The sequence below is a fragment of the Clostridium sp. 1001283B150225_161107_B6 genome (assembly GCF_015556325.1).
Lineage (GTDB): Bacteria > Bacillota > Clostridia > Lachnospirales > Lachnospiraceae > Enterocloster.
On the sequence record NZ_JADNMD010000002.1, the window covers coordinates 713,815 to 736,628 of the forward strand.

The 22,814-nt window shown below is 51.4% G+C and carries 23 protein-coding genes; 21 read left to right on the top strand and 2 right to left on the bottom strand.

Features of this window, described 5'->3' with window-relative positions; translation table 11 throughout:
* Window positions 1–66: 66 nt before the first annotated feature.
* From lepA to dhaM, 15 genes are all read left to right on the top strand, one after another.
* Entirely contained in the window at window positions 67–1,881 is a 1,815-nt protein-coding gene (gene lepA / locus I2H39_RS08325) for a translation elongation factor 4 (RefSeq protein WP_195626232.1), read from the top strand.
* Between the two features lie 21 nt (window positions 1,882–1,902).
* Complete coding sequence (locus I2H39_RS08330; RefSeq protein ID WP_138310021.1) at window positions 1,903–3,177, top strand: coproporphyrinogen-III oxidase family protein; 1,275 nt, start codon at window positions 1,903–1,905, stop codon at window positions 3,175–3,177.
* A 21-nt stretch (window positions 3,178–3,198) separates the two neighbouring features.
* Complete coding sequence (locus I2H39_RS08335) at window positions 3,199–3,936, top strand: DNA alkylation repair protein (RefSeq protein WP_138310022.1); 738 nt, start codon at window positions 3,199–3,201, stop codon at window positions 3,934–3,936.
* A 132-nt stretch (window positions 3,937–4,068) separates the two neighbouring features.
* Window positions 4,069–4,635, top strand: a complete 567-nt coding sequence (gene ahpC / locus I2H39_RS08340; RefSeq protein WP_195626233.1) for an alkyl hydroperoxide reductase subunit C — start codon at window positions 4,069–4,071, stop codon at window positions 4,633–4,635.
* A gap of 4 nt (window positions 4,636–4,639) precedes the next feature.
* Complete coding sequence (locus tag I2H39_RS08345; RefSeq protein WP_138310024.1) at window positions 4,640–5,305, top strand: thioredoxin family protein; 666 nt, start codon at window positions 4,640–4,642, stop codon at window positions 5,303–5,305.
* A 258-nt stretch (window positions 5,306–5,563) separates the two neighbouring features.
* Window positions 5,564–6,133, top strand: coding sequence for a glycerol-3-phosphate responsive antiterminator (locus I2H39_RS08350; protein ID WP_138310025.1), 570 nt, complete (start codon window positions 5,564–5,566; stop codon window positions 6,131–6,133).
* A gap of 99 nt (window positions 6,134–6,232) precedes the next feature.
* Window positions 6,233–7,729, top strand: coding sequence for a glycerol kinase GlpK (gene glpK / locus I2H39_RS08355; protein WP_138310026.1), 1,497 nt, complete (start codon window positions 6,233–6,235; stop codon window positions 7,727–7,729).
* Between the two features lie 105 nt (window positions 7,730–7,834).
* A complete protein-coding gene (locus I2H39_RS08360) occupies window positions 7,835–8,548 on the top strand; it encodes an MIP/aquaporin family protein (RefSeq protein WP_002569414.1) in 714 nt (237 codons plus the stop codon).
* Between the two features lie 239 nt (window positions 8,549–8,787).
* Window positions 8,788–10,227 carry an NAD(P)/FAD-dependent oxidoreductase gene (locus I2H39_RS08365; RefSeq protein ID WP_195626234.1) on the top strand — a complete coding sequence of 480 codons (1,440 nt, stop codon included), beginning with the start codon at window positions 8,788–8,790 and terminating at the stop codon, window positions 10,225–10,227.
* Between the two features lie 17 nt (window positions 10,228–10,244).
* Window positions 10,245–11,510, top strand: a complete 1,266-nt coding sequence (locus I2H39_RS08370) for an FAD-dependent oxidoreductase (RefSeq protein WP_138310028.1) — start codon at window positions 10,245–10,247, stop codon at window positions 11,508–11,510.
* 3 nt (window positions 11,511–11,513) lie between these two features.
* On the top strand, window positions 11,514–11,873 hold the full coding sequence (locus tag I2H39_RS08375) for a DUF1667 domain-containing protein (RefSeq protein WP_138310029.1): 360 nt from the start codon (window positions 11,514–11,516) through the stop codon (window positions 11,871–11,873).
* 168 nt (window positions 11,874–12,041) lie between these two features.
* The gene (locus tag I2H39_RS08380) at window positions 12,042–12,233 is read left to right on the top strand and encodes a hypothetical protein (protein ID WP_002569410.1); all 192 of its coding nucleotides are present in this window, start codon (window positions 12,042–12,044) and stop codon (window positions 12,231–12,233) included.
* A 164-nt stretch (window positions 12,234–12,397) separates the two neighbouring features.
* Window positions 12,398–13,384 (top strand): dihydroxyacetone kinase subunit DhaK, encoded by a 987-nt coding sequence (gene dhaK / locus I2H39_RS08385; protein WP_138310030.1) that lies wholly within the window; start codon window positions 12,398–12,400, stop codon window positions 13,382–13,384.
* A 52-nt stretch (window positions 13,385–13,436) separates the two neighbouring features.
* On the top strand, window positions 13,437–14,060 hold the full coding sequence (gene dhaL, locus I2H39_RS08390) for a dihydroxyacetone kinase subunit DhaL (RefSeq protein ID WP_138310031.1): 624 nt from the start codon (window positions 13,437–13,439) through the stop codon (window positions 14,058–14,060).
* Between the two features lie 30 nt (window positions 14,061–14,090).
* The gene (dhaM, locus tag I2H39_RS08395) at window positions 14,091–14,471 is read left to right on the top strand and encodes a dihydroxyacetone kinase phosphoryl donor subunit DhaM (protein WP_138310032.1); all 381 of its coding nucleotides are present in this window, start codon (window positions 14,091–14,093) and stop codon (window positions 14,469–14,471) included.
* Window positions 14,472–14,543: 72 nt separating this feature from the next.
* Here dhaM and I2H39_RS08400 read toward each other — a convergent pair whose 3' ends face one another.
* Both I2H39_RS08400 and I2H39_RS08405 read right to left on the bottom strand, forming a co-directional pair.
* Window positions 14,544–14,894, bottom strand: a complete 351-nt coding sequence (locus tag I2H39_RS08400) for a NusG domain II-containing protein (protein WP_138310033.1) — start codon at window positions 14,892–14,894, stop codon at window positions 14,544–14,546.
* On the bottom strand, window positions 14,891–15,394 hold the full coding sequence (locus tag I2H39_RS08405; RefSeq protein ID WP_138310034.1) for a hypothetical protein: 504 nt from the start codon (window positions 15,392–15,394) through the stop codon (window positions 14,891–14,893). The genes I2H39_RS08400 and I2H39_RS08405 overlap by 4 nt, the downstream gene beginning before the upstream one ends.
* 528 nt (window positions 15,395–15,922) lie before the next feature.
* Between I2H39_RS08405 and I2H39_RS08410 the strand changes: the two genes are divergently transcribed.
* The 6 genes from I2H39_RS08410 to I2H39_RS08435 all read left to right on the top strand — a co-directional run bounded on the left by I2H39_RS08410 (window position 15,923) and on the right by I2H39_RS08435 (window position 22,611).
* Window positions 15,923–16,459: a Gx transporter family protein gene (locus I2H39_RS08410; protein ID WP_138310035.1), complete on the top strand. Its 537-nt coding sequence runs from the start codon at window positions 15,923–15,925 to the stop codon at window positions 16,457–16,459.
* 136 nt (window positions 16,460–16,595) lie between these two features.
* Complete coding sequence (galT, locus tag I2H39_RS08415) at window positions 16,596–18,116, top strand: UDP-glucose--hexose-1-phosphate uridylyltransferase (protein WP_227146969.1); 1,521 nt, start codon at window positions 16,596–16,598, stop codon at window positions 18,114–18,116.
* Between the two features lie 446 nt (window positions 18,117–18,562).
* Window positions 18,563–19,012 carry a fructose PTS transporter subunit IIA gene (locus I2H39_RS08420; RefSeq protein WP_138310036.1) on the top strand — a complete coding sequence of 150 codons (450 nt, stop codon included), beginning with the start codon at window positions 18,563–18,565 and terminating at the stop codon, window positions 19,010–19,012.
* Between the two features lie 4 nt (window positions 19,013–19,016).
* Window positions 19,017–20,081, top strand: a complete 1,065-nt coding sequence (locus I2H39_RS08425) for a PTS fructose transporter subunit EIIC (RefSeq protein WP_138310037.1) — start codon at window positions 19,017–19,019, stop codon at window positions 20,079–20,081.
* 63 nt (window positions 20,082–20,144) lie between these two features.
* Window positions 20,145–20,453: a PTS fructose-like transporter subunit IIB gene (locus tag I2H39_RS08430; RefSeq protein WP_002569400.1), complete on the top strand. Its 309-nt coding sequence runs from the start codon at window positions 20,145–20,147 to the stop codon at window positions 20,451–20,453.
* Between the two features lie 121 nt (window positions 20,454–20,574).
* Window positions 20,575–22,611, top strand: coding sequence for a PTS sugar transporter subunit IIA (locus I2H39_RS08435; protein ID WP_138310038.1), 2,037 nt, complete (start codon window positions 20,575–20,577; stop codon window positions 22,609–22,611).
* The last annotated feature ends 203 nt before the right edge of the window (window positions 22,612–22,814 follow it).

Genomic DNA, 22,814 nt, shown 5'->3' on the forward strand with positions numbered 1-22,814 from the left:
GAAGCGTCTGCCATAGGGATACACGCACGTTTCCAGTGAAGAAATACCACAGAAAGAGGATAAAGCATGCCAACAGTTGACCAGAGTAAAATTCGCAATTTTTGCATCATAGCACACATTGACCACGGCAAGTCCACCCTGGCTGACCGTATTATTGAGAAAACAGGGCTTCTCACCAGCCGTGAGATGCAGGAGCAGGTTCTGGATAATATGGACCTGGAGCGGGAGCGGGGAATCACCATTAAGTCCCAGGCAGTCCGTACCGTATATAAGGCCCAGGATGGAAATGAGTACATTTTCAATCTGATAGACACCCCAGGACACGTGGATTTTAACTACGAGGTATCACGAAGCCTGGCAGCCTGCGACGGCGCCATACTGGTGGTGGATGCCTCCCAGGGAATTGAGGCCCAGACCCTGGCCAACGTATACCTTGCCCTGGACCATGACCTGGATGTGTTTCCGGTCATCAATAAAATCGACCTTCCCAGCGCGGAGCCGGAGCGGGTGGCAGCGGAAATTGAGGATGTCATTGGTCTGGATGCCGGCGACGCCCCTCACATTTCAGCGAAAACAGGGGTTAATATAGAAGAAGTGCTGGAAGCCATTGTCCATAAGATACCAGCTCCAAAAGGCGACCCTGAGGCACCCTTAAAGGCCCTTATCTTTGACTCCACCTATGATTCCTACAAGGGAGTCATCATTTTCTGCCGCATCATGGAGGGAACCGTGAGAAGGGGAACCCCCATCCGCATGATGGCCACGGGTTCTGAGGAGGATGTGGTGGAGGTGGGGTATTTCGGCGCAGGCCAGTTTATTCCATGTGAAGAACTGAGCGCCGGCATGGTAGGCTATATCACTGCCAGCATCAAAAATGTGGGTGATACACGCGTGGGCGATACCGTTACGTCCAGGGACAACCCCTGCGCCTCACCCCTTCCGGGTTACAAGAAGGTTACGCCCATGGTATACTGCGGCCTCTATCCGGCGGACGGGGCCAAGTACAATGATTTAAGGGATGCGCTGGAAAAGCTTCAGCTCAATGACGCCTCCCTGTTTTACGAGCCGGAGACATCCATTGCCCTGGGCTTTGGATTCCGCTGCGGTTTTCTGGGGCTTCTGCACCTGGAAATCATAGAAGAGCGTCTGGAGCGCGAGTACAACCTGGACCTGGTGACCACGGCCCCGGGCGTTGTATACCGGGTGCACAAAACCACGGGTGAGATGATGGAATTGACCAATCCCTCCAACCTTCCGGACCCCACGGAAATCGAGTACATGGAGGAGCCGATTGTCAGTGCGGAAATCATGGTAACCACAGAATTCGTAGGTTCAATTATGACACTCTGCCAGGAGCGCAGAGGCAATTATCTGGGCATGGAATACATCGAGACCACCCGCGCCCTTCTGAAATACGAACTGCCCCTAAATGAAATCATCTATGATTTCTTTGACGCCCTCAAGTCCCGCTCCAGAGGATATGCTTCCTTTGACTACGAGCTCAAGGGATATGAGCGCTCCAGCCTGGTGAAGCTGGACATCCTGGTGAACCGTGAAGAGGTGGATGCCCTTTCCTTCATCGTACATGCCGATTCTGCTTATGAACGGGGCAGAAAGATGTGTGAGAAGCTGAAGGACGAGATTCCAAGGCATCTGTTTGAGATACCGATTCAGGCAGCCATCGGCGGCAAGATTATTGCCAGGGAGACAGTGAAGGCCGTGCGCAAGGACGTGCTGGCCAAATGCTATGGCGGTGATATCAGCCGTAAGAGAAAGCTGCTGGAAAAGCAGAAGGAAGGCAAGAAGCGCATGCGCCAGATTGGAAATGTAGAGATTCCGCAGAAGGCATTTATGAGTGTGCTGAAGCTGGATGACGAATAAATAGGTGGGATAAATCATAACATGACAAGCTTACAGAGGAAGCCCCTGGAGCTGTATGTCCATGTGCCCTTTTGCGCCAGGAAATGTCTTTACTGCGATTTCCTGTCCTTCAGGGCGCTGGCGTCTGTCCAGGAGGCTTATACCGAACAACTAATAAGGGAAATAGAAGTCCAGGGTGCCTGCTGCCGTGAATACCAGGTCAAGACCGTGTTCATAGGAGGAGGCACTCCTTCTGTTATGGAACCGTGTCTTATCCGGGACATCATGCAGGCCCTGAACAAAAATTTTGATATAGCAGCAGAGGCGGAGATTACCATTGAGGTCAATCCCGGCACCCTGCTTCAGAATAAGCTTCACATCTACCGTGCGGCGGGAATCAACCGGCTGAGCATTGGCCTTCAGTCTGCGGACAACCAGGAGCTTAAGGACCTGGGGCGGATTCATACCTTTGAGGAATTCCTGAAGAGTTACCAGTGCGCCCGCATGGCCGGGTTCACCAACGTAAATGTGGATTTGATGAGCAGCATTCCGGGCCAGACACTGGAGAGCTGGAAGAATACCCTTAAAAAGGTGACTATGCTGAAGCCGGAGCATATATCCGCATACAGTCTCATTGTGGAGGAGGGAACCCCTTTCTGGGACCGCTACGGAAAGAGGGAAGGGGAGGAGACTGGTCTTAAAACAGACGATGTCTGCTTTCTGCATCCCCGGGGCGGCCGCCTGGAGTCAAATACCGTCCCCAGAAAAAGAGCGGCTCTTTATCCCCCCCTTCCGGATGAGGAGACAGAGAACCGCATATATCATTTTACCAGGACATATCTGGAGGAACAGGGATACGGCCGTTATGAGATATCCAATTACGCCAAGCCGGGCAGGGAGTGCCTGCACAACACAGGCTATTGGAGGGGAGTTTCCTATCTGGGACTGGGACTTGGCTCCTCATCCTGCATGAACGGGACCCGTTTCTCCAATGAACGGGATTTAGATACCTATCTGCACCTGGATTTTTCCCAAGAAGGTGGAGCCTCAGCCCTGTCCTCTCTCAGAGGCCCGGTGGAGGAACTGACCAGGGAAGCCCAGATGGAGGAATTTATGTTTCTGGGTCTGCGCATGACAAGAGGCGTATCAGAGATAGACTTCGTATCCATGTTCGGAGTCAAAATAGAAAGCATATACGGCCCTGTAATAGAGAGGCTTATTGCCAACGGCCTCTTAAAACGCGAGGGCGTCCGGATATCACTGACCGAATGGGGAATGGACGTAAGCAATTTTGTGCTCAGCGAATTTCTGCTCTAGAATTCTAAACGGGGAGGAAAAATGTCAGAGAATAAAACCATACGGGAAACCGTAAGAAAAAGACTGGAGGAAGCATCCGACCCGGAATACAGGGACTTCCACAGCCGTCTTCTGCCGGGAATCACCGGCATAGCGGGAGTGCGCACGCCCGTACTCCGGGGAATCGCAAAGGACTTAAAAAGGAACGGATGGCAGGAATACATAGAAGAGGTGTCAGAGGCCTGGAAGGAAAACGGCCAGGGAGCAGAGGGCGTCCTCTATGACGAGATGATAATCTGGGGGCTGTGTATCTGCGGAGGCTGCCGCGACTGGGACACTGCCAGGAAATACATAACCGGCTTTGTCCCGGCTATCAATAACTGGGCTGTATGCGATATCTTCTGCGGCTCACTTAAAATCACCAGCCGTTACAAGGAAGAAGTCTGGCAGTTCATCCTGCCCTATTTCCGGTCGGACCGTGAATACGACCTGCGGTTTGGAACCGTCATGCTGTTATCCCATTACGCGGACCAGGACCATCTGGACCGTGCCCTGACACTGCTGGACGGCATCCATCATACCGGATACTATGCCAGAATGGCAGTGGCCTGGGCTGTTTCTGTTTATTTTGTCAAATTTCCGGACCAGGTGATGAAATACTTAAAGCAGAGCAGCCTGGATGACTGGACCTACAATAAAGCGCTGCAGAAAATCACAGAGTCCTTCCGCGTGGACAGGGAAACAAAACAGCTGATACGGGAAATGCGCAGAGGACGCTGACAAAGAACCCGGCTGCGTACCCCTTGTTCTCTCTAAAAACTTGTGCTACAATCAAATTGATATCAGAAAAGTCAGTTTATTCACCGGAAAACTGGCGTTGTTGTCTTTACAATTGGAGAAAGGAGCATTGTTATGGGGAATCTGATTAACAGAACCATCGGGGAATTCAGGGTACAGGCCTTTTATCAGGGGAAGTTCATGGATGTGACCAGGGAGGACACCCTGGGACACTGGTCTGTATTTTTTTTCTACCCGGCTGATTTTACCTTTGTATGTCCTACGGAGCTGGGGGACCTGGCTGATTATTATGAGGAATTTAAGGCGGCCGGATGTGAGATTTATTCCGTGTCGGAGGATACCCATTTTGTCCATAAGGCGTGGGCAGATGCCTCGGAAACCATCCGGAAAATACATTATCCCATGCTGGGGGACCCGGCCGGGAAGCTGGCCAGGGAGTTCGGCGTGCTGGATGAGGAGGAAGGACAGGCGTTCAGAGGAACCTTTATCCTGAATCCGGAAGGTAAGATTAAGGCGTATGAGATACATGATATGGGAATCGGCCGGAATGCAGAGGAACTGCTGCGCAAGGTCCAGGCTGCCCAGTTTGTGGAGGAGCATGGAGACCAGGTGTGTCCCGCCAAATGGAAACCGGGAGAAGAGACACTGACGCCCAGCCTGGACTTGGTGGGGATGCTGTAGGGAGGTGGATGCTACGATTGATTTAAATACGATTCCCGGAGAAAGCAGCCTGGTGGACCAGGGGCTTAAGGAACAGCTGGCCGGTATCTTCGGCAGGATGGAGAAACCGGTGACAATCAGGGCAGTGGTGGATTTATCCGGGGAAAAGGACCGGGAAATGGCCTCCTTTCTCAGGGTCATTGTCTCCCTGAGCCCGAAACTGGGGCTTGAGCTATACGGTCCCGGCGAGGCGGACCAGGTACCTGAACTGAATACAGCATGGCTGCCTGTAACCGGGCTCTACAAGGATGGGACCTATGGCAGGGCTGCTTTTCACGGAGTGCCGGGAGGAAAGGAAATCAATTCCTTTGTGCTGGCCATCTATAACCTGGCAGGACCCGGGCAGGAAGTGCCAAAAGGAACCAGGAAAAAGATTGAGCGGCTGGACAAGAAGACGAATATCAAGATATGCGTGTCCCTTGCCTGCCATCACTGCCCTTTGGTGGTGACGGCCTGCCAGCAGATTGCTTTTCTGAATCCGAATATTGAGGCTGAGATGATAGATGCAGCCCTTTACGATGACCTGGTGGCTGAGTATGATATTAAGCGGGTGCCCATGATGATTATGAATGACAGCAGGATTGTTATGGGTAGCAAGACCATGGATGAAATCGTCACTTTGTTAAAATAATAACTAAAAAATGGTAAAAACACGTTAAAAAGTTGTTAAATATGAATGAAAAAAGTGCTCAAATTGGTAAAAAAATGTACATTGTGTGAGAAATAAAATTCTTCTATTGAATTTATATGTGCAATGTGCTATATTGGAAACAGGTAAAGAAAGACAAATAAAATTGCTGAGATGATGAGAGCATAGTAAAACGACAGAAATGTTGATTTAGAACTATGCTCTTTTTTATTGGTAAAATCGTGTGAGGGGGTGATACCGATGAATCAGAAACTGTATGATTTGATTGAGGCCAATCCAGTCATAGCAGCGGTAAAGGACATGGATGGCCTTGACGCCTGCTGCAAAAGAGATGAGATTAAGGTAGTGTTCATCCTCTTTGGGGATATCTGTAATATCAGCGCCATTGTCAGACAGATTAAAGATGCAGATAAAGTTGCCATGGTACATATCGACCTGATAACCGGACTCAGCAGCAAAGAGGTTGCAGTGGATTTTATCAGGAATAATACCAGTGCAGACGGAATCATCTCAACAAAACCAGCTTTGATTAAACGGGCCAGGGAGTTGTCCTTATATACTACACTGAGGGTTTTTGTACTGGATTCCATGGCATTTGAAAACATTGAGAAACAGATGAGCGTGGCAAGGCCCGACATCATAGAGATACTTCCGGGCCTCATGCCCAAGGTGATACGCAGGGTGTGCAGGCTGGTGAAGGTGCCTGTCATAGCGGGGGGACTTATATCAGACAAGGAAGACGTGATGGCCGCCCTTTCAGCCGGGGCCATATCCGTATCGACCACGAATCAGAAAGTATGGCTGATGTAGATGAGGAAACTTAAGTCCGTTCTCCTGGGGAAGGAAAATGGGTTTATGTATAAATGATACATATGGTATGTATCAGAACAACAAGAAGGAGGGTTTTTTATGGCAAAGTATGTAATGGCACTGGATTCGGGTACGACAAGCAACAGGTGTATCCTGTTCAACGAGAAGGGGGAAATGTGCAGCGTTGCTCAGAAGGAGTTTACTCAGTATTTCCCGAAGCCAGGTTGGGTAGAGCATGATGCCAATGAAATCTGGTCCACACAGTTAGGCGTTGCAGTGGAGGCCATGTCCAAAATCGGGGCTACCGCAGAGGATATTGCCGCCATCGGCATTACCAACCAGCGTGAGACCACCATTGTATGGGATAAGGAGACTGGGGAGCCCGTATACCATGCAATCGTGTGGCAGTGCCGCAGAACCTCCGAGTACTGCGATACACTGAAGGATAAAGGATTGGTCGATACCTTCCGTGCCAAGACAGGACTTGTGATTGATGCTTATTTCTCAGGAACAAAACTGAGATGGATACTGGAAAATGTGGAAGGAGTCAGGGAACGTGCAGAAAAAGGGGAGCTGCTGTTCGGAACCGTGGAGACATGGCTGATTTGGAAACTGACAAAGGGAAGAGTACATGTAACTGATTACTCCAATGCTTCCCGTACCATGCTGTTCAACATCAACACCCTGCAGTGGGATGATGAGATACTGGCAGAGTTAAACATTCCGAAATGCATGCTTCCGGAAGCCAAACCATCCAGCTGTGTATACGGCGAATCCGACCCCCAGTTCTTTGGCGGCCCAATCCCCATTGGCGGGGCGGCAGGCGACCAGCAGGCAGCGCTTTTCGGCCAGACCTGTTTCAATGCGGGCGAGGCAAAGAATACATACGGAACCGGCTGCTTCATGCTGATGAACACAGGCGAGAAGCCGGTATTCTCCAAGAACGGCCTGGTTACCACCATTGCCTGGGGACTGGACGGCAAAGTGAATTATGCTCTGGAAGGTTCCATCTTTGTTGCCGGTGCGGCTATCCAGTGGCTGCGGGATGAAATGAGAATCATAGATTCCTCGCCGGATTCCGAGTACATGGCCAAGAAGGTAAAGGATACCAACGGCTGCTATGTGGTGCCTGCATTTACAGGACTGGGCGCCCCCCATTGGGACCAGTACGCCAGAGGCACCATCGTGGGTATTACCCGCGGCGTCAACAAATACCACATTATCCGTGCCACACTGGATTCCCTGTGCTATCAGACCAATGATGTGCTCCAGGCCATGAAGGCGGATTCCGGCATTGAGCTGGCAGCCCTTAAGGTGGACGGCGGAGCAAGCGCAAACAACTATCTGATGCAGACCCAGGCAGACATTATCAATGCGCCGGTGAACCGTCCTCAGTGCGTGGAGACCACGGCTATGGGCGCTGCTTATCTGGCAGGTCTGGCGGTTGGATACTGGGCTAACAAGGAAGAGGTCATCAAGAACTGGGCGATTGACCGTACCTTCACTCCGGAGATTTCCGAAGAGAAGAGAAACGGGATGGTGACTGGCTGGAACAAGGCTGTAAAATGCTCTTACGGATGGGCAAAAGAAGATTAGTCAGATATGGGTATGAAACGATGTGATTGAGCATGGCTGCCCGGCATCCGTAGCCCTTTCGGCACAGGGGCCGGGGCCATGCCTTAAAGATAAGGGGGTTTTTATATGTTACCATATATAGCAGAGTTTTTGGGGACCATGATACTTATCATTTTAGGTGACGGCGTTGTAGCGAACGTGACACTCAATAAGTCGGGCATGAAGGGTGCTGGTTCCATCCAGATTACCTTTGCATGGGGCCTTGCGGTTATGCTGCCCGCATTTATCTTTGGCGCTGCGTCCGGCGCGCATTTTAATCCGGCGCTGACCATTGCCCTGGCAGTGGATGGAAGCATGTCATGGGGACTTGTTCCCGGATACATTGTTGCACAGTTTGCCGGTGCCTTTGTGGGCGCTGTCATTGTGTATCTTCTGTTCAAAGACCAGTATGACGCAACCGAGTCAGCGGCAACCAAGCTGGGCACCTTCTGTACAGGACCATCTGTTCCTAACATGGGACGCAACATTTTAAGCGAGGCAGTTGGTACATTCGTGCTTGTATTCGCAATCAAAGGCATCGGCCAGGTATCCGGCATTGCACCAGGCGTGGATAAGCTGCTTGTATTCGGAATCATTGTTTCAATCGGTATGTCCCTGGGCGGTCTGACCGGTTATGCCATTAACCCTGCACGTGACCTTGGGCCGCGTCTGGCCCATGCTGTTCTGCCTATTAAGGGAAAGGGAGATTCCAACTGGGGCTATGCACCGGTGGTTATCATCGGACCGGTTGTGGGCGCAGTTGTGGCAGCCTTATTATATCAGGCAATTCCGTGGATGTAACATGTATCCTTAACTGAATATTGATTGCGTGAGATGAGAGCGGAGCAAATAGGTGTGGAAACACGCCTTGTTTGCTCCGCTTTTTAACCCTTCGGGGCTGAATGTTGGCCGCCCGGGCTGGCTGTGTTAAAACCAGGCCGGCGGATATAAATAAAAGGCCGGCCCGGTGAGGGCGGCGGCAGGGAGATGCCGGGCTGATTCGGCATCTTCACAAAAAAAGAAGGAAGGGAACAAAACATATGTATGACGTAATAATAATCGGGGCCGGGGTGTCCGGCGCTGCATCTGCCAGGGAACTGTCAAGGTATAAGGTGAAGGCCTGTGTCCTGGAACGGGAGGAGGATGTGTGCTGCGGCACCTCCAAGGCCAACAGTGCCATTGTCCATGCCGGATATGACGCAGCGGAAGGTTCGCTCATGGCTAAGCTGAATGTGGAAGGAAACCAGATTATGCCTGGACTGGCCAGGGAACTGGATTTTCCATTCAATCCATGCGGTTCCTTTGTGGTATGTCTGGATGAAGAGTCCATGCCGGACCTCAGGGCTCTGTATGAACGCGGGGTCAGGAACGGTGTAAAGGATATGGAAATCATCACGGATAAGGCAAGGATTAAGGAGATGGAGCCCAATCTGACAGATGAGGTGGCCGGCGTTCTCTATGCACCTACGGCAGGCATCGTATGTCCCTTTAATTTAAACATTGCATTGGCTGAAAATGCTTATACCAACGGCGTGGATTTTAAATTTAACACTGAGGTGACGAATATCCGCAGAATAGAGGACGGATGGGCACTGGAAACCAGCCAGGGTGTGTATGAGACCCGGTATGTGGTCAATGCGGCAGGTGTCCATGCCGACCGGTTCCACAATATGGTCAGTGAGACAAAGATACACATTACCCCCAGAAGAGGAGACTACTGCCTGCTGGATAAGAGTGCGGGAAACCATGTAAACCGCACCATATTTGCCCTTCCGGGAAAATATGGAAAGGGAGTCCTGGTATCGCCCACGGTCCATGGAAATCTGATTGTGGGACCCACAGCCATTGATATTGAGGATAAGGAGGCCACGGCCACCACAAGGGAGGGACTGGATGAACTGATTGCAAAAGCAGGCATGAATGTAAAGGACCTTCCCATGCGCCAGGTCATCACATCCTTTGCAGGACTCAGGGCCCATGAGGACCACCATGAATTTATTATAAAGGAACTGGAGGATGCGCCGGGATTTGTGGACTGTGCGGGAATCGAGTCACCGGGACTTACCAGCTGTCCGGCCGTCGGAAGGATGGTGGCAGGAATTCTTAAGGATAAGCTGGGCCTGGAGCCAAATACGCAGTTTAACGGCAGCCGCAAGGGCATTCTGGATCCGGATACCCTTACCAAAGAGGAGCAGGCGGAGCTGATTAAAAAGAATCCTGCTTACGGCAATATCATCTGCCGCTGTGAAATGGTCACCGAGGGAGAAATCCTGGACGCCATCCACAGGCCGCTGGGGGCCCGTTCCCTGGACGGCATCAAGCGCAGGACCAGGGCTGGAATGGGGCGCTGCCAGGCAGGCTTTTGCACACCCAGGTCCATGGAACTGCTTCACCGTGAGCTGGGGCTTCCCATGACGGAGATTACAAAAGCCGGCGGGGATTCGAAGCTTGTAGTGGGAACCAATAAGGACAGAATATAGAAAGGGGCGCGCTTGAGATGAGGAAATATGATATTGTCATAATCGGCGGCGGTCCTGCGGGTCTCGCTGCAGCTGTAGCGGCCAGGGATAACGGAGTAGAGAGCATCCTAATCCTGGAACGCGATAAGGAACTGGGAGGCATTTTAAACCAGTGCATCCACAACGGATTCGGCCTTCATACATTCAAGGAGGAGCTGACAGGTCCTGAGTATGCTGCCAGGTTTGAGGAACAGGTGTATGAGAGGAACATTGAATATAAATTAAACACCATGGTCATGGATATCAGCCGCCATAAGGTGGTTACGGCTATGAACCGGGAAGAGGGACTGTTTGAAATACAGGCCAGGGCTGTGATACTGGCTATGGGATGCAGGGAGCGTTCCAGAGGGGCGCTTAACATACCGGGCTACCGGCCTGCCGGCATTTTTTCGGCGGGAACCGCCCAGCGTCTGGTCAATATGGAGGGCTTTATGCCGGGCAGGGAAGTGGTTATCCTGGGTTCCGGCGACATCGGTCTTATCATGGCCAGGCGTATGACGTTAGAGGGCGCCAAGGTAAAGGTGGTGGCGGAGCTGATGCCCTATTCAGGAGGGCTGAAACGTAATATTGTGCAGTGTCTGGATGATTACGGCATACCGCTTAAGCTGAGCCACACCGTGGTTGATATACGCGGAAAGCAGCGCCTGGAAGGTATCACCCTGGCTGCCGTGGATGAGAGGGGTAAGCCCATACCGGGAACCGAGGAGGATTATACCTGCGACACCCTGCTTCTCTCCGTGGGCCTGATTCCTGAGAATGAGCTGTCAAACGGAATGGGAGTGGAGATGAACCGGGTTACGTCAGGACCGGTTGTGAATGAAAGCCTGGAAACCAATATTGAAGGCGTATTTGCCTGTGGCAACGTGCTCCATGTCCATGATTTGGTGGATTTCGTATCAGAGGAGGCGGGAGCAGCCGGCAAGAATGCAGCCAGATATGTAAAGGACGGAAGTCGTTCCGGGGAAGGCAGGGAGATTGAGCTGAGGGCAGTGGACGGAGTACGATACACGGTTCCCTGCACCATCCATCCGGACCGCATGGAGGATACCCAGATTGTACGTTTCCGTGTGGGAAATGTTTATAAAAACTGCTATATCGGCGTATACTTTGATGATGAGCAGGTGATGCACAGAAAGCGCCCGGTCATGGCGCCGGGAGAGATGGAGGAGATAAAGCTCCAGAAGGAAAAATTGATGTTGCATCCCGGACTTAAGACGATTACAATAAAGGTAGAGGAGGCATAGACCATGGAGAGAAGAGAACTTATCTGTATCGGTTGTCCTATGGGGTGTCCTCTGACCGTTGAATTGGAAAACGGGGAAATCCAGACCATCACAGGATACACATGCAGGAAGGGCGAGATATATGCGCGCAAGGAAGTGACCAATCCGACCCGAATCGTTACCTCCACCGTGAGGGTGGAAGGCGGACGGGCTGACATGGTGTCTGTCAAGACCAGGGAGGATATACCCAAGGATAAGATATTCCAGTGTGTAAAGGCCTTAAAGGGTGTAACCGTCAAGGCTCCCATTCATATCGGAGATGTGGTCGTGGCAGATGTGGCAGGCACGGGAGTTGATATAGTGGCCACCAAGGAAGTACTATAGTTGTGTGCTCCTGGCTGGAGAGGGGACGGGAACAGGGTTTCCTTCTGAGACAGCAGGAGTACACCGGTCAGTCGGCAGCCGCCATCAGGCGGCGGCCGGCTTACTGCAGGTTAATGGATGGCGGTCCGGATGGATGGAGCGGCATCCGAATTAGAAGGAGGGCTTTAAATGGAGAAGAAACTGGACATTAATAACATGAACGGAATAACCGAGGAAGAGGATAAGACCTGCGGACTCAATGATATGAATTGCCTGGAAGGGGAAGAGGATAAGACCTGCGGACTCAACGACATGAACTGCGTGGAGGAGGAAGAGGACAAAACCTGCGGACTTAACGACATGAACTGTCTGGGTGAGTAACGGAAACAGTGCAGGGCAGAGGCTATGCGGAGGAGATGTACGGGCGGAGATGAATCCGTCCGGCGCTCCTGCCGCAGGTCCCTGCTTTACGTGGTTCATGAACCAATTGGAAAGCTGCTGCCCCATTTGGCGCAGCCCATAAAATAGAAGGGGGTTTTCGCAATATGAAAAAATTTATCAATGATGTGGCGCTGGTAGAAGACCAGATGATACAGGGGATGGTTAAGGCGTATCCGGGTTATCTGAGAAAGCTGGACTGCGGCAACGTGGTGGTCAGAGCCAATAAGAAGGAAGGCAGGGTGGCCCTGATTAGCGGAGGCGGAAGCGGACATGAACCGGCTCACGGCGGATATGTGGGAACCGGCATGCTGGATGCGGCTGTGGCAGGCGCAGTGTTCACATCACCTACCCCGGACCAGATTTATGAGGGAATCAAGGCCATTGCCACAGACGCAGGCGTACTCATGGTGGTCAAAAACTATACCGGCGATGTGATGAATTTTGAGATGGCTGCGGAAATGGCTGAGATGGAAGGCATTACCGTGAAGCATGTGGTAACCAATGACGATGTGGCGGTAAAGGACAGTCTGTACACAGTGGGACGCAGGGGCGTGGCCGGAACCGTGTTTGTACATAAGATTGCAGGCGCCATGGCCGAAACCGGCGCTTCACTGGATGAGGTCCATGCAGTGGCGCAGAAGGTAATCGACAATGTGCGCACCATGGGGGCTGCCATTGAACCATGTACGGTTCCGGCGGCAGGCAAGCCGGGATTTGAGCTGTCAGATGATGAGATGGAAGTGGGCATCGGAATCCATGGCGAGCCTGGAACCCACAGGGAGTCCATGAAGACAGCGGACCAGGTGGCGGATATGCTTCTGGAACAGATTCTGGGAGACATTGACTATGAAGGCCGCGAGGTGGCTGTCATGATTAACGGTGCCGGCGCAACACCCCTCATGGAGCTTTTCATCATCAATAACAGGGTTTCGGATGTGCTGGCTGAAAAGGGAATTAAGGTTTATAAGACCTTTGTGGGAGAGTATATGACTTCCATTGAGATGCAGGGATTTTCCATCTCGCTGCTGAGACTGGACGACCAGCTCAAGGAGCTTTTGGATGCACCTGCAGATACGCCGGCCTGGAAGTAACAGGCAGTTATGAGGTCTTAGAATAAATAAAGGGAATGAAAGGTGGGTCATCATGGCAGACAGTAAAAAGGTATTGGAAATCATCAAGGCTATCGGTCTGAAGATGGAGGCCGAGAAGGAATATCTCACAGAGCTGGACCAGCCCATAGGCGACAGTGACCATGGCATTAACATGGCGCGGGGGTTCGCAGCGGTGGAGGGAAAGCTTCCTGCCCTGGAGGGAAAGGATATAGGGACCATTTTAAAGACAGTGGGCATGACTTTGGTATCCACTGTGGGAGGCGCTTCCGGACCCCTGTATGGCTCGGCCTATATGAAGGCGGGCATGGCTCTGGCTGGAAAGGAAGAGATGGATATGGCTGATTTCCTGACCATGATGGATACGGCTGTCCAGGCAGTGGAACAAAGAGGCAAGGCCACTGTGGAGGAAGCCACCATGCTGGATGCCATGATTCCTTCCCTGAACGCCATGAAAGACGGGGCGGCAGAGGGAAAGAGCACCAGGGAGGTGCTGGAGGCCGGAGTCAGGGCAGCCTGGGCCGGTGCAGAGCACACCAAGGACCTGGTAGCGACCAAAGGCCGGGCCAGCTATGTGGGAGAGAGAGGACTGGGGCACCAGGACCCGGGAGCAACTTCTTATTCCTATATGCTGGAAGTCATTGCGGGGCTTGTCTAGGGGGTCCGGCTGAAAGGAGCAGCAGTACATATGGTAGGATTTGTGATTGTATCCCACAGTGAGAATCTGGCAAAGAGCGTGGTGGAGCTGACCGCCCTCATGGCACCCAGCGCAAAAATCGCGCCGGCCGGGGGTATGGATGACGGAGGCTTTGGAACCAGTTTTGAGAAGATACAGGCAGCCATTGAGTCTGTGTATTCCGATGACGGGGTTCTTGTTCTGGTGGATTTGGGAAGCGCTGTCATGACCACGGAAATGGTCATTGAGATGTTTGAGGGAAAGAAGGTGGAGATGGTGGACTGCCCCCTGGTGGAGGGCGCTGTGGTTGCCACCATTGATTCTGTAGGCGGAATGAGTTTTGAGGATATCAAGACAGCTCTGGCCGGAGTTGGAACGGCCAAGAAGTTTTAGGCTATGGGCTGAAGGAACGTGCTGAAAGGATATGAAAAGCAGGCGGGGAAATCAGGGCATTTTAAACATGCTCTAGTCCCCGCCTGTTATGGTTACTATCATCTGATTGGGAAGGCACACAATAGTATCGCTGTTTAAGTGCTTTTTTCCCTGATGGACACAGACCTTGTCAGGGCAGCTGGCATCGCTGCACCAAATTTCCCCGTCCTTTACAATCAGGTGGTTGGTGCCGCCGTTGGATGAGGTAACAGTTATCTCTGTATCTTTACTGAGCTCCAGTGTTTCCACCACAATCCCGTCCACAGACACCTGGGCAATGGCTGCCGGTGCGCGGCGGATAAAGTGGTTGATGCCAACGGCGGCAGCTGCAATCAGAAGAATGGCAGCTGCCAGAATCAGGTCGCGTTTTTGTACTAGTTTCATTTGATTTCTGCCTGTTGCAGGCATTCCTCCACTCCGTTCATAAATGGATACACATTGATGCTGACTGAGGACACGGCGTCGGTGGTGTATCCATCCTCACCAGCCAGGCCGGCCAGACGCTGGTGTTCTATCAGATACCGGCAGACGCTGTCTGCCTGGGTTTTCCAGACAGGACCATCCGGTGTCATGATATACTTGCCTTCCATGGAAAGCTTCTGCTTGCTTTCGCCGTCACTGTTAAAGGAATCCCAGACACAGGATACGATGATGCCGTCGGAGACGGTGAGGGTGGTCCTGTCACGGAAACCGTTTGAGTCCGGTTCAGCCTCATGGGTATAGATGCCGTCGGCCAGAGGCACCTCAGGACTGGCTGTGGTTACAGGTCCTCTTAAGGCTTTATACAAAGGGTCTGATACAGCAATCACTGCTAAGGACAGCACTGCCATGACCGCGATGCCTATCAGACTTCTGGCATTGGCGCTGATGGTATTTCTGTTCATGGAAAACACTCCTTTGATAATATAATAGTATGCCCCGGAGGCGGAATAACCGCGGCGCATGGGATAGGGCACATTGTTTATTTTATCACAATGTGATACGGTATACAATCAGTTTTCCCTTAAGCAGCGGTGGAAATTCATTCCTGCCATGGCTGGTCCGCTGTTATTGCATTTTAATCAGGCTGGCTGCTGCCGGAAACCCCTGTTCCATGCAGCCGGACATAGCTGTGATGATGGCTTCATCCCGGTTTATTCCGTTTGTCAGGTATTTCCTGATTGGTTCAATTCTAGCAAAAAAGCTGTTTATTGTCCAGGGTGCTTTCCTTATTCAGGCACTATAGAAGATTTTGCGTAGAAGATTTGGATTGGGCATGGTATACTGTAGTATGCTTATAACTTAATCCCTGCCACCTGTCCTGGAGCATGCCTTAAAAATCATTGCGCCCGTCTGACCGCCCCGCTTTGCGGACCAGGGAGGACAGAGGACTGGTGAAGGATGGAATGCCATGATAAAGACGGGAGGAGAACATGCCTAATCATAAAAAGAAAGTTACAGAATCCCATACGTCTGCCAGAAATGCTGCCCTTTTCGGAATACTGACAGCCCTGGCCCTGGTGCTGGGGTATGTGGAGTCACTGGTGCCGGTATATCTGGGAGCGCCCGGGGTTAAGCTGGGGCTGGCTAATCTTGTGACCATGGTGGGGCTGTACTGTATGGGAACAAAAGAAACAGCCCTTATAAGCGTGGTGCGCATACTTCTGTCAGGTATTCTTTTCGGGCCGCCTTCTGCCATCCTGTTTGGCCTGGCAGGAACAGCCCTGAGCCTGACGGTCATGTCATTTAGCAGGAAATTCAGACTCTTTGGAATGGTGGGAGTCAGCATACTGGGGGGCGTGGCCCATAACATCGGTCAGTTTCTCATGGCAGCCTTTGTGGTGAATACCTTTGGCGTATTTTCGTATCTGCCGGTGCTTCTGACGGCCGGGTGTGCGGCCGGGGCCTTGATTGGCCTGCTGGGCGGTATTCTGGTGGGAAGAGTAAACCGGTTTTTCCGCTCCGTTTAACGGATTGCAGCAGGAAAAGTAAGGGTATAAAAGTAAAAAAGTGCATTGTAGTTCCCGGGGCCGAGGGCTATAATGAAAGAAAACCGCTGTAATAGACTGCGGTGTGATGCAAAGAGTGTACAGGGAGGGTAATTCTATGGTTCATGATGCGATTAAGGGATTGGTACAGTATGGACTGGATAAGGGGCTTATATCTGAGGTGGACGCTGTCTATGCCAGGAACCAGATTCTGGATGTGATGGGGATGGATGAGTATGAGGAGCCCCGGGGCACGGTTGAGAGCGGGAATCTGGAGGCCATTTTAAAGGAGCTTCTGGACTGTGCTGCCGTGACAGGCGTGCTTAAGGAGGACAGTGTGGTCTACCGGGACCTTCTTGACACTAAGCTGATGAACTGTCTGATGCCGAGGCCCAATGAGGTGGTGAAGGAGTTCTGGAAACGATATGAGGAATCTCCTGAGAAGGCCACGGACTGGTATTATGGCTTCAGCCAGGATTCCGATTATATCCGCAGGTACCGTATTGCAAGGGATATGAAGTGGACCACGGATACACGTTACGGCACATTGGATATTACGGTAAACCTGTCCAAGCCGGAAAAGGACCCAAAGGCCATTGCAGCGGCCAAGCTGGCCAGGCAGAGCGGCTATCCCAAATGTCAGCTGTGCATGGAAAACGTGGGATATGCAGGGCGGACCAACCATCCGGCCCGGAATAACCACAGAATCATTCCCATCACCATCAATGACAGCCCGTGGGGATTCCAGTATTCTCCCTATGTATATTATAATGAGCACTGCATCGTGTTCAACGGACAGCATGTGCCTATGAAAATCGATAAGGCGGCATTCAGAAAGCTGTTTGACTTTATCAGGCAGTTTCCCCATTATTTCCTGGGCTCCAATGCAGATCTCCCCATTGTGGGCGGCTCCATCCTGAGCCATGACCATTTTCAGGGCGGACATTATACCTTTGCCATGGCGAAAGCGCCCATAGAGAAGCATTTTTCCATAAAAGGGTATGAGGACGTGGAAGCAGGCATTGTGTTCTGGCCCATGTCTGTGCTGCGGCTTCGGGCAGCAGACCCGGACAGACTGACAGAACTGGGGGATGTGGTGCTGGGAGCATGGAGGGGTTATACGGATAAGGATGCATTTATCTTTGCTGAGACAGAGGGAGAGCCCCATAATACCATCACGCCCATTGCCAGAAAGGTTGATGATACCTTTGAACTGGATTTAGTGCTGCGCAATAATATTACGACAGAGGAATTTCCGCTGGGGGTATATCATCCCCACCAGGAACTGCACCATATAAAGAAAGAGAACATTGGCCTGATTGAGGTCATGGGACTGGCTGTACTTCCCTCCAGGCTTAAGACGGAACTGGCTAGGCTGGGAGAATATATGGTGGAGGGCAGGGATATACGCAGCGATGAAGTCCTTGAGAAACACGCTGACTGGGTGGAGGAATTCCTGCCCGGGTATCAGGAAAAAGGCGTCCGGGTGACAAAGGATAATGTGTGGCCCATCCTGCAGGAGGAAGTGGGAAATGTGTTTGCCCGGGTCCTGGAGGATGCAGGCGTCTACAAATGTGATGAAAATGGACGGATGGCATTTGCCAGATTCCTTCATTCCGTGGGGTTTGAAGAGGCGTAAACTGCATGGACGGGGGATGCATCTGCATGGACCTTTGAGTTCAACATTGGCATTGAAATTAAACAATTTTTGAAATTGCACATCTGAATTTTCAGGTACAGGGGCATGAGGCGGAACCACATCCGCCTTCATGCCCCTGTTATTGTATTACATAGGCGGCGCTGCATTGCATGGACAACCGGGGGTACAACGGCTGGATAAGACGCTGACAAAGCAGGGAGCAGGGGTGTTTATTTGTGTAAAAATTTTTTGCAAATCTTCTATCTGTTCAAAATGCCGGTCCTGGATTATGATAATGCATGTAAGGGACGGCACAAGACAGACAGGACTTAAACATAACAGTGCCGGACACATTTTCTTAAGCGCTTAAGAAGAAACAAACACCAGTGACAAACAGGAAAAAGAATGAAAAGACAAATTCCGGAAGAGCCGGAAGGAGGCAAGGGATGAGTAAGTTAATTAATGAGAACTGTATCGTATTCGATATGGAAGGCAGTAAAAAGGATATCATAAGAACCCTGTCAGGGGAGCTGTACAGGGCCGGAAAAATTACAGACACAGAGGAATTTTACCAGGATGTACTGGCAAGGGAAGCCATTACCCCTACCTTCGTGGGATTTGACATGGGCCTTCCCCATGGGAAGACCGACCATGTGCTGGAGGCCAGCGTATGCTTCGGACGTACCAAGGAACCGGTGGTCTGGAACGAGGAGACAGGGGAGACAGCGGATTTAATCATTCTCATTGCAGTACCCTTAAGCGAGGCAGGGGATACACACTTAAAGATACTGGCCAATCTCTCCAGAAGGCTTATGCATGAGGAGTTCAGGGAGTCTTTGAGAAGAAGCACCAGGGAACAGGTGTACACCATATTAGAAGAAGTTCTGGAGGGGTAAGAAAATGAAAGAGCAGCTGAAGATTTTAAAGAAACATATATTGACAGGTACGTCCCACATGATTCCGTTTATTGTGGCCGGCGGTATCCTTTTCTCTCTGGCAGTTATGCTGAATCCGGCCGGCGCAGCCACACCTGAAACCGGCTGGCTGGCAGGTCTGGCACAGATTGGTCTGGGCGGACTGACACTGTTTGTCCCTGTATTGGGCGGTTATATCGCTTACTCCATTGCCGACAAACCAGGTCTGGCCCCCGGTATGATTGGAGCTTATCTGGCCAAGGAAATGGGCGCAGGATTCCTTGGCGGCATGGCGGCAGGCCTGATTGCAGGCGTTGTGGTAAAGGAACTGAAGAAAATCAAGCTTCCGATTTCCCTGAAAACCTTAGGTTCCATTTTCATCTATCCTCTGGTGGGCACCCTGGTGACAGGCGGCATCATTGTGTGGGGAATCGGCGGACCCATTGCGGCTATTATGAACGGACTCACCAACTGGCTGTCCGGCCTGGGAGATGTGGGCAAGGTGCCTCTGGCATCCATACTCGGAGCCATGACTGCCTTTGATATGGGCGGCCCTGTCAATAAGGTTGCAACCCTCTTTGCGCAGACACAGGTGGATACGCTTCCCTACCTGATGGGCGGCGTGGGCGTGGCCATCTGTACACCGCCTATCGGCATGGGTATCGCTACCCTGCTGGCCCCCAAGAAGTACAATGTGGAGGAAAAAGAAGCAGGAAAGGCAGCCATCCTGATGGGATGCGTGGGAATCACGGAAGGAGCCATTCCTTTTGCGGCCAACGACCCCTTAAGGGTAATCCCGTCCCTGATTGTGGGAGCTGTTGTGGGAAATATTATCCCATTTCTTGCAGGTGTCTTAAACCATGCGCCCTGGGGCGGACTCATCGTGCTTCCTGTGGTGGAAGGGCGTATCTGGTACTTTATTGCTGTGCTGGCAGGTGGATTTGTGACCGCACTTATGGTAAACTTACTTAAGAAGAACTATGTGGAAGAGTCCGCTGGAAATGATGCGGAACTGGATGACCTGGATGAGATAACATTTGACGAACTGTAGTGAACGGCAGGTTAGATTGAAGGCAGAATTATCATAAAAGATGAACAAAAGGAGGATTTTACAATGAAGGTAGTTGGTATTACATCGTGTCCGTCGGGAGTGGCACATACATATATGGCAGCTGAAGCTTTGAAGCTGTCCGGCGAGAAGCTGGGAATGGAGGTCCTGATAGAGACTCAGGGCGGTGCAGGCGTGGAGAACCAGTTAAAGCAGAAGGATATTGACGAGGCTGTGTGCGTTGTTCTGGTCAATGATGTGGCCCTGGAGGGACTGGACCGCTTCAAGGGAAAAAAAGTCCTGAAAATGGGCGTGTCAGACCTGATTAAGAAATCGGACGCAGTGATGAAGAAGATTCACGATTCATTCCAGTAAACCCAGGAAACATTCCGGTATAATGGATTTCAGGGGAGTATATAAAAATATCATATGACAACAGATAAGAGGAGTGGGGAGCGCTCCTCTTGTCTGCATATGCAGACAGGAGAAGAATGAGATGTTTAATGGGAGAATGCTTAACATTATCCGGTATCTGAAGGAGCATGGGGAGGCCACTTACAAGGAGATGGCCAGGGTCCTGGGGATATCGGAGCGGAGCATCCGATATGATGTGGACCGGATTAACGACATATTATCCCTGGAGCGCCTGCCGGAGATAGAGAAACACTCCAAGGGTCTGCTGCGCTATCCGCAGTCCCTGGACCTTAAGGGCCTGGAGGACGGCAACGAGGTGGTTTATACCAGCAGGGAGCGGATGTCTATCCTTCTTCTGATTCTGCTCATGAGAAATGAGGACTTGAAAATCAACCAGCTCAGCGGGCAGTTCCGGGTTTCGCGCTCCACGGTAAAGAACGACATGGCGGCTCTGGATGAGCGGCTTAAGAAGGACGGATTGGGAATCGGGTATTCCAATCATTTTTATCTGGCCGGGCCAAAGCTTAAGCGCACCACCCTGATGAACCAGGAATTCAGGAAATACATTGAATATCTAATTAACCCTTTTACAGAGTACAACTCCTATGAATTTTACTGCATCCATATCATCCATAAGGCCTTTGAGGGCGTCTCCATTGCCAATGTGGTGATGGCGGTGGACGGTCTGCTGGAGGAGCTTAAGTGTACCCTGACCAGCAGTTCCTATCTGTGGTATATGTCAAATGTGGTGGTGCTGGTGTGGTTCATCCTCCATGACAAGGACTATCCGCTGGATATTACGGTGATGCCGGACTATGACCGGGAGGTGTATGAGCGGTTTGGGGAGAAGCTGGGCTCCATCATCGGAAAGCCTGTGTCAGGGGAACATATGGCTATGATGGCAAAGATGTTTGACTTTACCAATAAAATGGCGGGGGGGACGGCGGAGGTAGACCCGGTACACACCCAGGAGGTGACGTTTTCCCTGATTTCCGCCATGTCCAGGCGGATGAACATGCCCTTTGACAAGGACACAACCCTGGTGGAAGGGCTGCTGAACCACATGATTCCCCTGATACAGAGAATCAATAACCATGTGGACATCCACGACAATGTCAGCTCCCTTATGCGGCCTGAGGAGCAGCAGTTCTTAAGCATTGTGAAGCAGTGCTGCAAGGAAACGGACACGCTTCTGAATCTGGAAAATGAGGATGAGCTGGTATACCTGACCATCTGCTTCATGGCCAGCATCCGCAGGATGAAGGGAACCCCCTATAAGAAGGTGCTGCTGGTGTGCGGCCATGGATATGGGACCACCACCATGCTGAAGGAATCACTGCTCAGCGAGTACCAGATTCATATTGTGGACACACTCCCCATTTATAAGCTTTCATCCTATCCGGACTGGGCAGCCATTGATTACGTGCTGTCCACCATCCGCATTAACAACAGCCTGCCCAGGCCCTGCCTCACGGTGAACCCCATACTCCAGACCGAGGACAGGGCTGCCATGGACCGGCTTGGCATACCCAGGAAATCCCTTTTGTCCAGCTATTATTCCATTGAGGAAAAACTGGGGTTCCTGGATGAGAATACCAGGGCCAGGGTGATGGACGTGGTGAAGAAGGAGCTGGGATATCAGACTGTCCAAGTATTTCACAGCCCCAAGAGCTTCAGCAGTTTCCTGAAGTTTGACTGTATCATGAGGGCGGACCAGGTGTCTGACTGGCGGGATGCGGTCCATATGAGCGCCGGGCTTCTGGTAAAGCGCGGTTTTGTGGAGGAATCCTATGTTTCCAATATGCTCGGATTCATAGAGGAGCAGGGCTTTTATGCTGTCTCGGATGACTCCTTTGCCCTTCTGCACGGAAAGGGGGCGGAGGGAATCCTTAAGACCAGCCTCAGTCTTCTGGTCACCAGGGAGCCGGTGGAATTTGGGGAGAAAAAGGCGCGGGTCATATTCTGCCTGGCCAGCAAGGATGGGAAGGAGCACATACCTGCTGTGGTCACGCTGATGCGCATGGTGAAGACAACGGCTCTGATTCACGACCTGGAGCAGAGCCGGTCAGCGGAGGAAATATATCAGACTGTGCTGGATTGTGAGTTTGAAGTGTTATGACAAATGGAAAATGTACAGCGGATGACTGGGGTGAATGAGAAAACGGTTTGTGCAACATGCTTAAAAACCAGCTGATTTATTGTGATATAGCGATATTCTTTTATGAGAATATTTACTTTTGTTCCTGGATTGGTATAATCGTGGAGTAAATAGTTGAGTGCAGAGCTTCGGCTTGATTTTGTACAACATGAGTTTGTGGACCT

Excerpts from the sequence above, each read along its gene's own strand:
- lepA (WP_195626232.1), top strand. The coding sequence starts at position 67 with ATGCCAACAGTTGACCAGAGTAAAATTCGCAATTTTTGCATCATAGCA.
- I2H39_RS08330 (WP_138310021.1), top strand. The coding sequence starts at position 1,903 with ATGACAAGCTTACAGAGGAAGCCCCTGGAGCTGTATGTCCATGTGCCC.
- I2H39_RS08335 (WP_138310022.1), top strand. The coding sequence starts at position 3,199 with ATGTCAGAGAATAAAACCATACGGGAAACCGTAAGAAAAAGACTGGAG.
- ahpC (WP_195626233.1), top strand. The coding sequence starts at position 4,069 with ATGGGGAATCTGATTAACAGAACCATCGGGGAATTCAGGGTACAGGCC.
- I2H39_RS08350 (WP_138310025.1), top strand. The coding sequence starts at position 5,564 with ATGAATCAGAAACTGTATGATTTGATTGAGGCCAATCCAGTCATAGCA.
- glpK (WP_138310026.1), top strand. The coding sequence starts at position 6,233 with ATGGCAAAGTATGTAATGGCACTGGATTCGGGTACGACAAGCAACAGG.
- I2H39_RS08360 (WP_002569414.1), top strand. The coding sequence starts at position 7,835 with ATGTTACCATATATAGCAGAGTTTTTGGGGACCATGATACTTATCATT.
- I2H39_RS08365 (WP_195626234.1), top strand. The coding sequence starts at position 8,788 with ATGTATGACGTAATAATAATCGGGGCCGGGGTGTCCGGCGCTGCATCT.
- I2H39_RS08370 (WP_138310028.1), top strand. The coding sequence starts at position 10,245 with ATGAGGAAATATGATATTGTCATAATCGGCGGCGGTCCTGCGGGTCTC.
- I2H39_RS08375 (WP_138310029.1), top strand. The coding sequence starts at position 11,514 with ATGGAGAGAAGAGAACTTATCTGTATCGGTTGTCCTATGGGGTGTCCT.
- I2H39_RS08380 (WP_002569410.1), top strand. The coding sequence starts at position 12,042 with ATGGAGAAGAAACTGGACATTAATAACATGAACGGAATAACCGAGGAA.
- dhaK (WP_138310030.1), top strand. The coding sequence starts at position 12,398 with ATGAAAAAATTTATCAATGATGTGGCGCTGGTAGAAGACCAGATGATA.
- dhaL (WP_138310031.1), top strand. The coding sequence starts at position 13,437 with ATGGCAGACAGTAAAAAGGTATTGGAAATCATCAAGGCTATCGGTCTG.
- dhaM (WP_138310032.1), top strand. The coding sequence starts at position 14,091 with ATGGTAGGATTTGTGATTGTATCCCACAGTGAGAATCTGGCAAAGAGC.
- I2H39_RS08400 (WP_138310033.1), bottom strand. The coding sequence starts at position 14,894 with ATGAAACTAGTACAAAAACGCGACCTGATTCTGGCAGCTGCCATTCTT.
- I2H39_RS08405 (WP_138310034.1), bottom strand. The coding sequence starts at position 15,394 with ATGAACAGAAATACCATCAGCGCCAATGCCAGAAGTCTGATAGGCATC.
- I2H39_RS08410 (WP_138310035.1), top strand. The coding sequence starts at position 15,923 with ATGCCTAATCATAAAAAGAAAGTTACAGAATCCCATACGTCTGCCAGA.
- galT (WP_227146969.1), top strand. The coding sequence starts at position 16,596 with ATGGTTCATGATGCGATTAAGGGATTGGTACAGTATGGACTGGATAAG.
- I2H39_RS08420 (WP_138310036.1), top strand. The coding sequence starts at position 18,563 with ATGAGTAAGTTAATTAATGAGAACTGTATCGTATTCGATATGGAAGGC.
- I2H39_RS08425 (WP_138310037.1), top strand. The coding sequence starts at position 19,017 with ATGAAAGAGCAGCTGAAGATTTTAAAGAAACATATATTGACAGGTACG.
- I2H39_RS08430 (WP_002569400.1), top strand. The coding sequence starts at position 20,145 with ATGAAGGTAGTTGGTATTACATCGTGTCCGTCGGGAGTGGCACATACA.
- I2H39_RS08435 (WP_138310038.1), top strand. The coding sequence starts at position 20,575 with ATGTTTAATGGGAGAATGCTTAACATTATCCGGTATCTGAAGGAGCAT.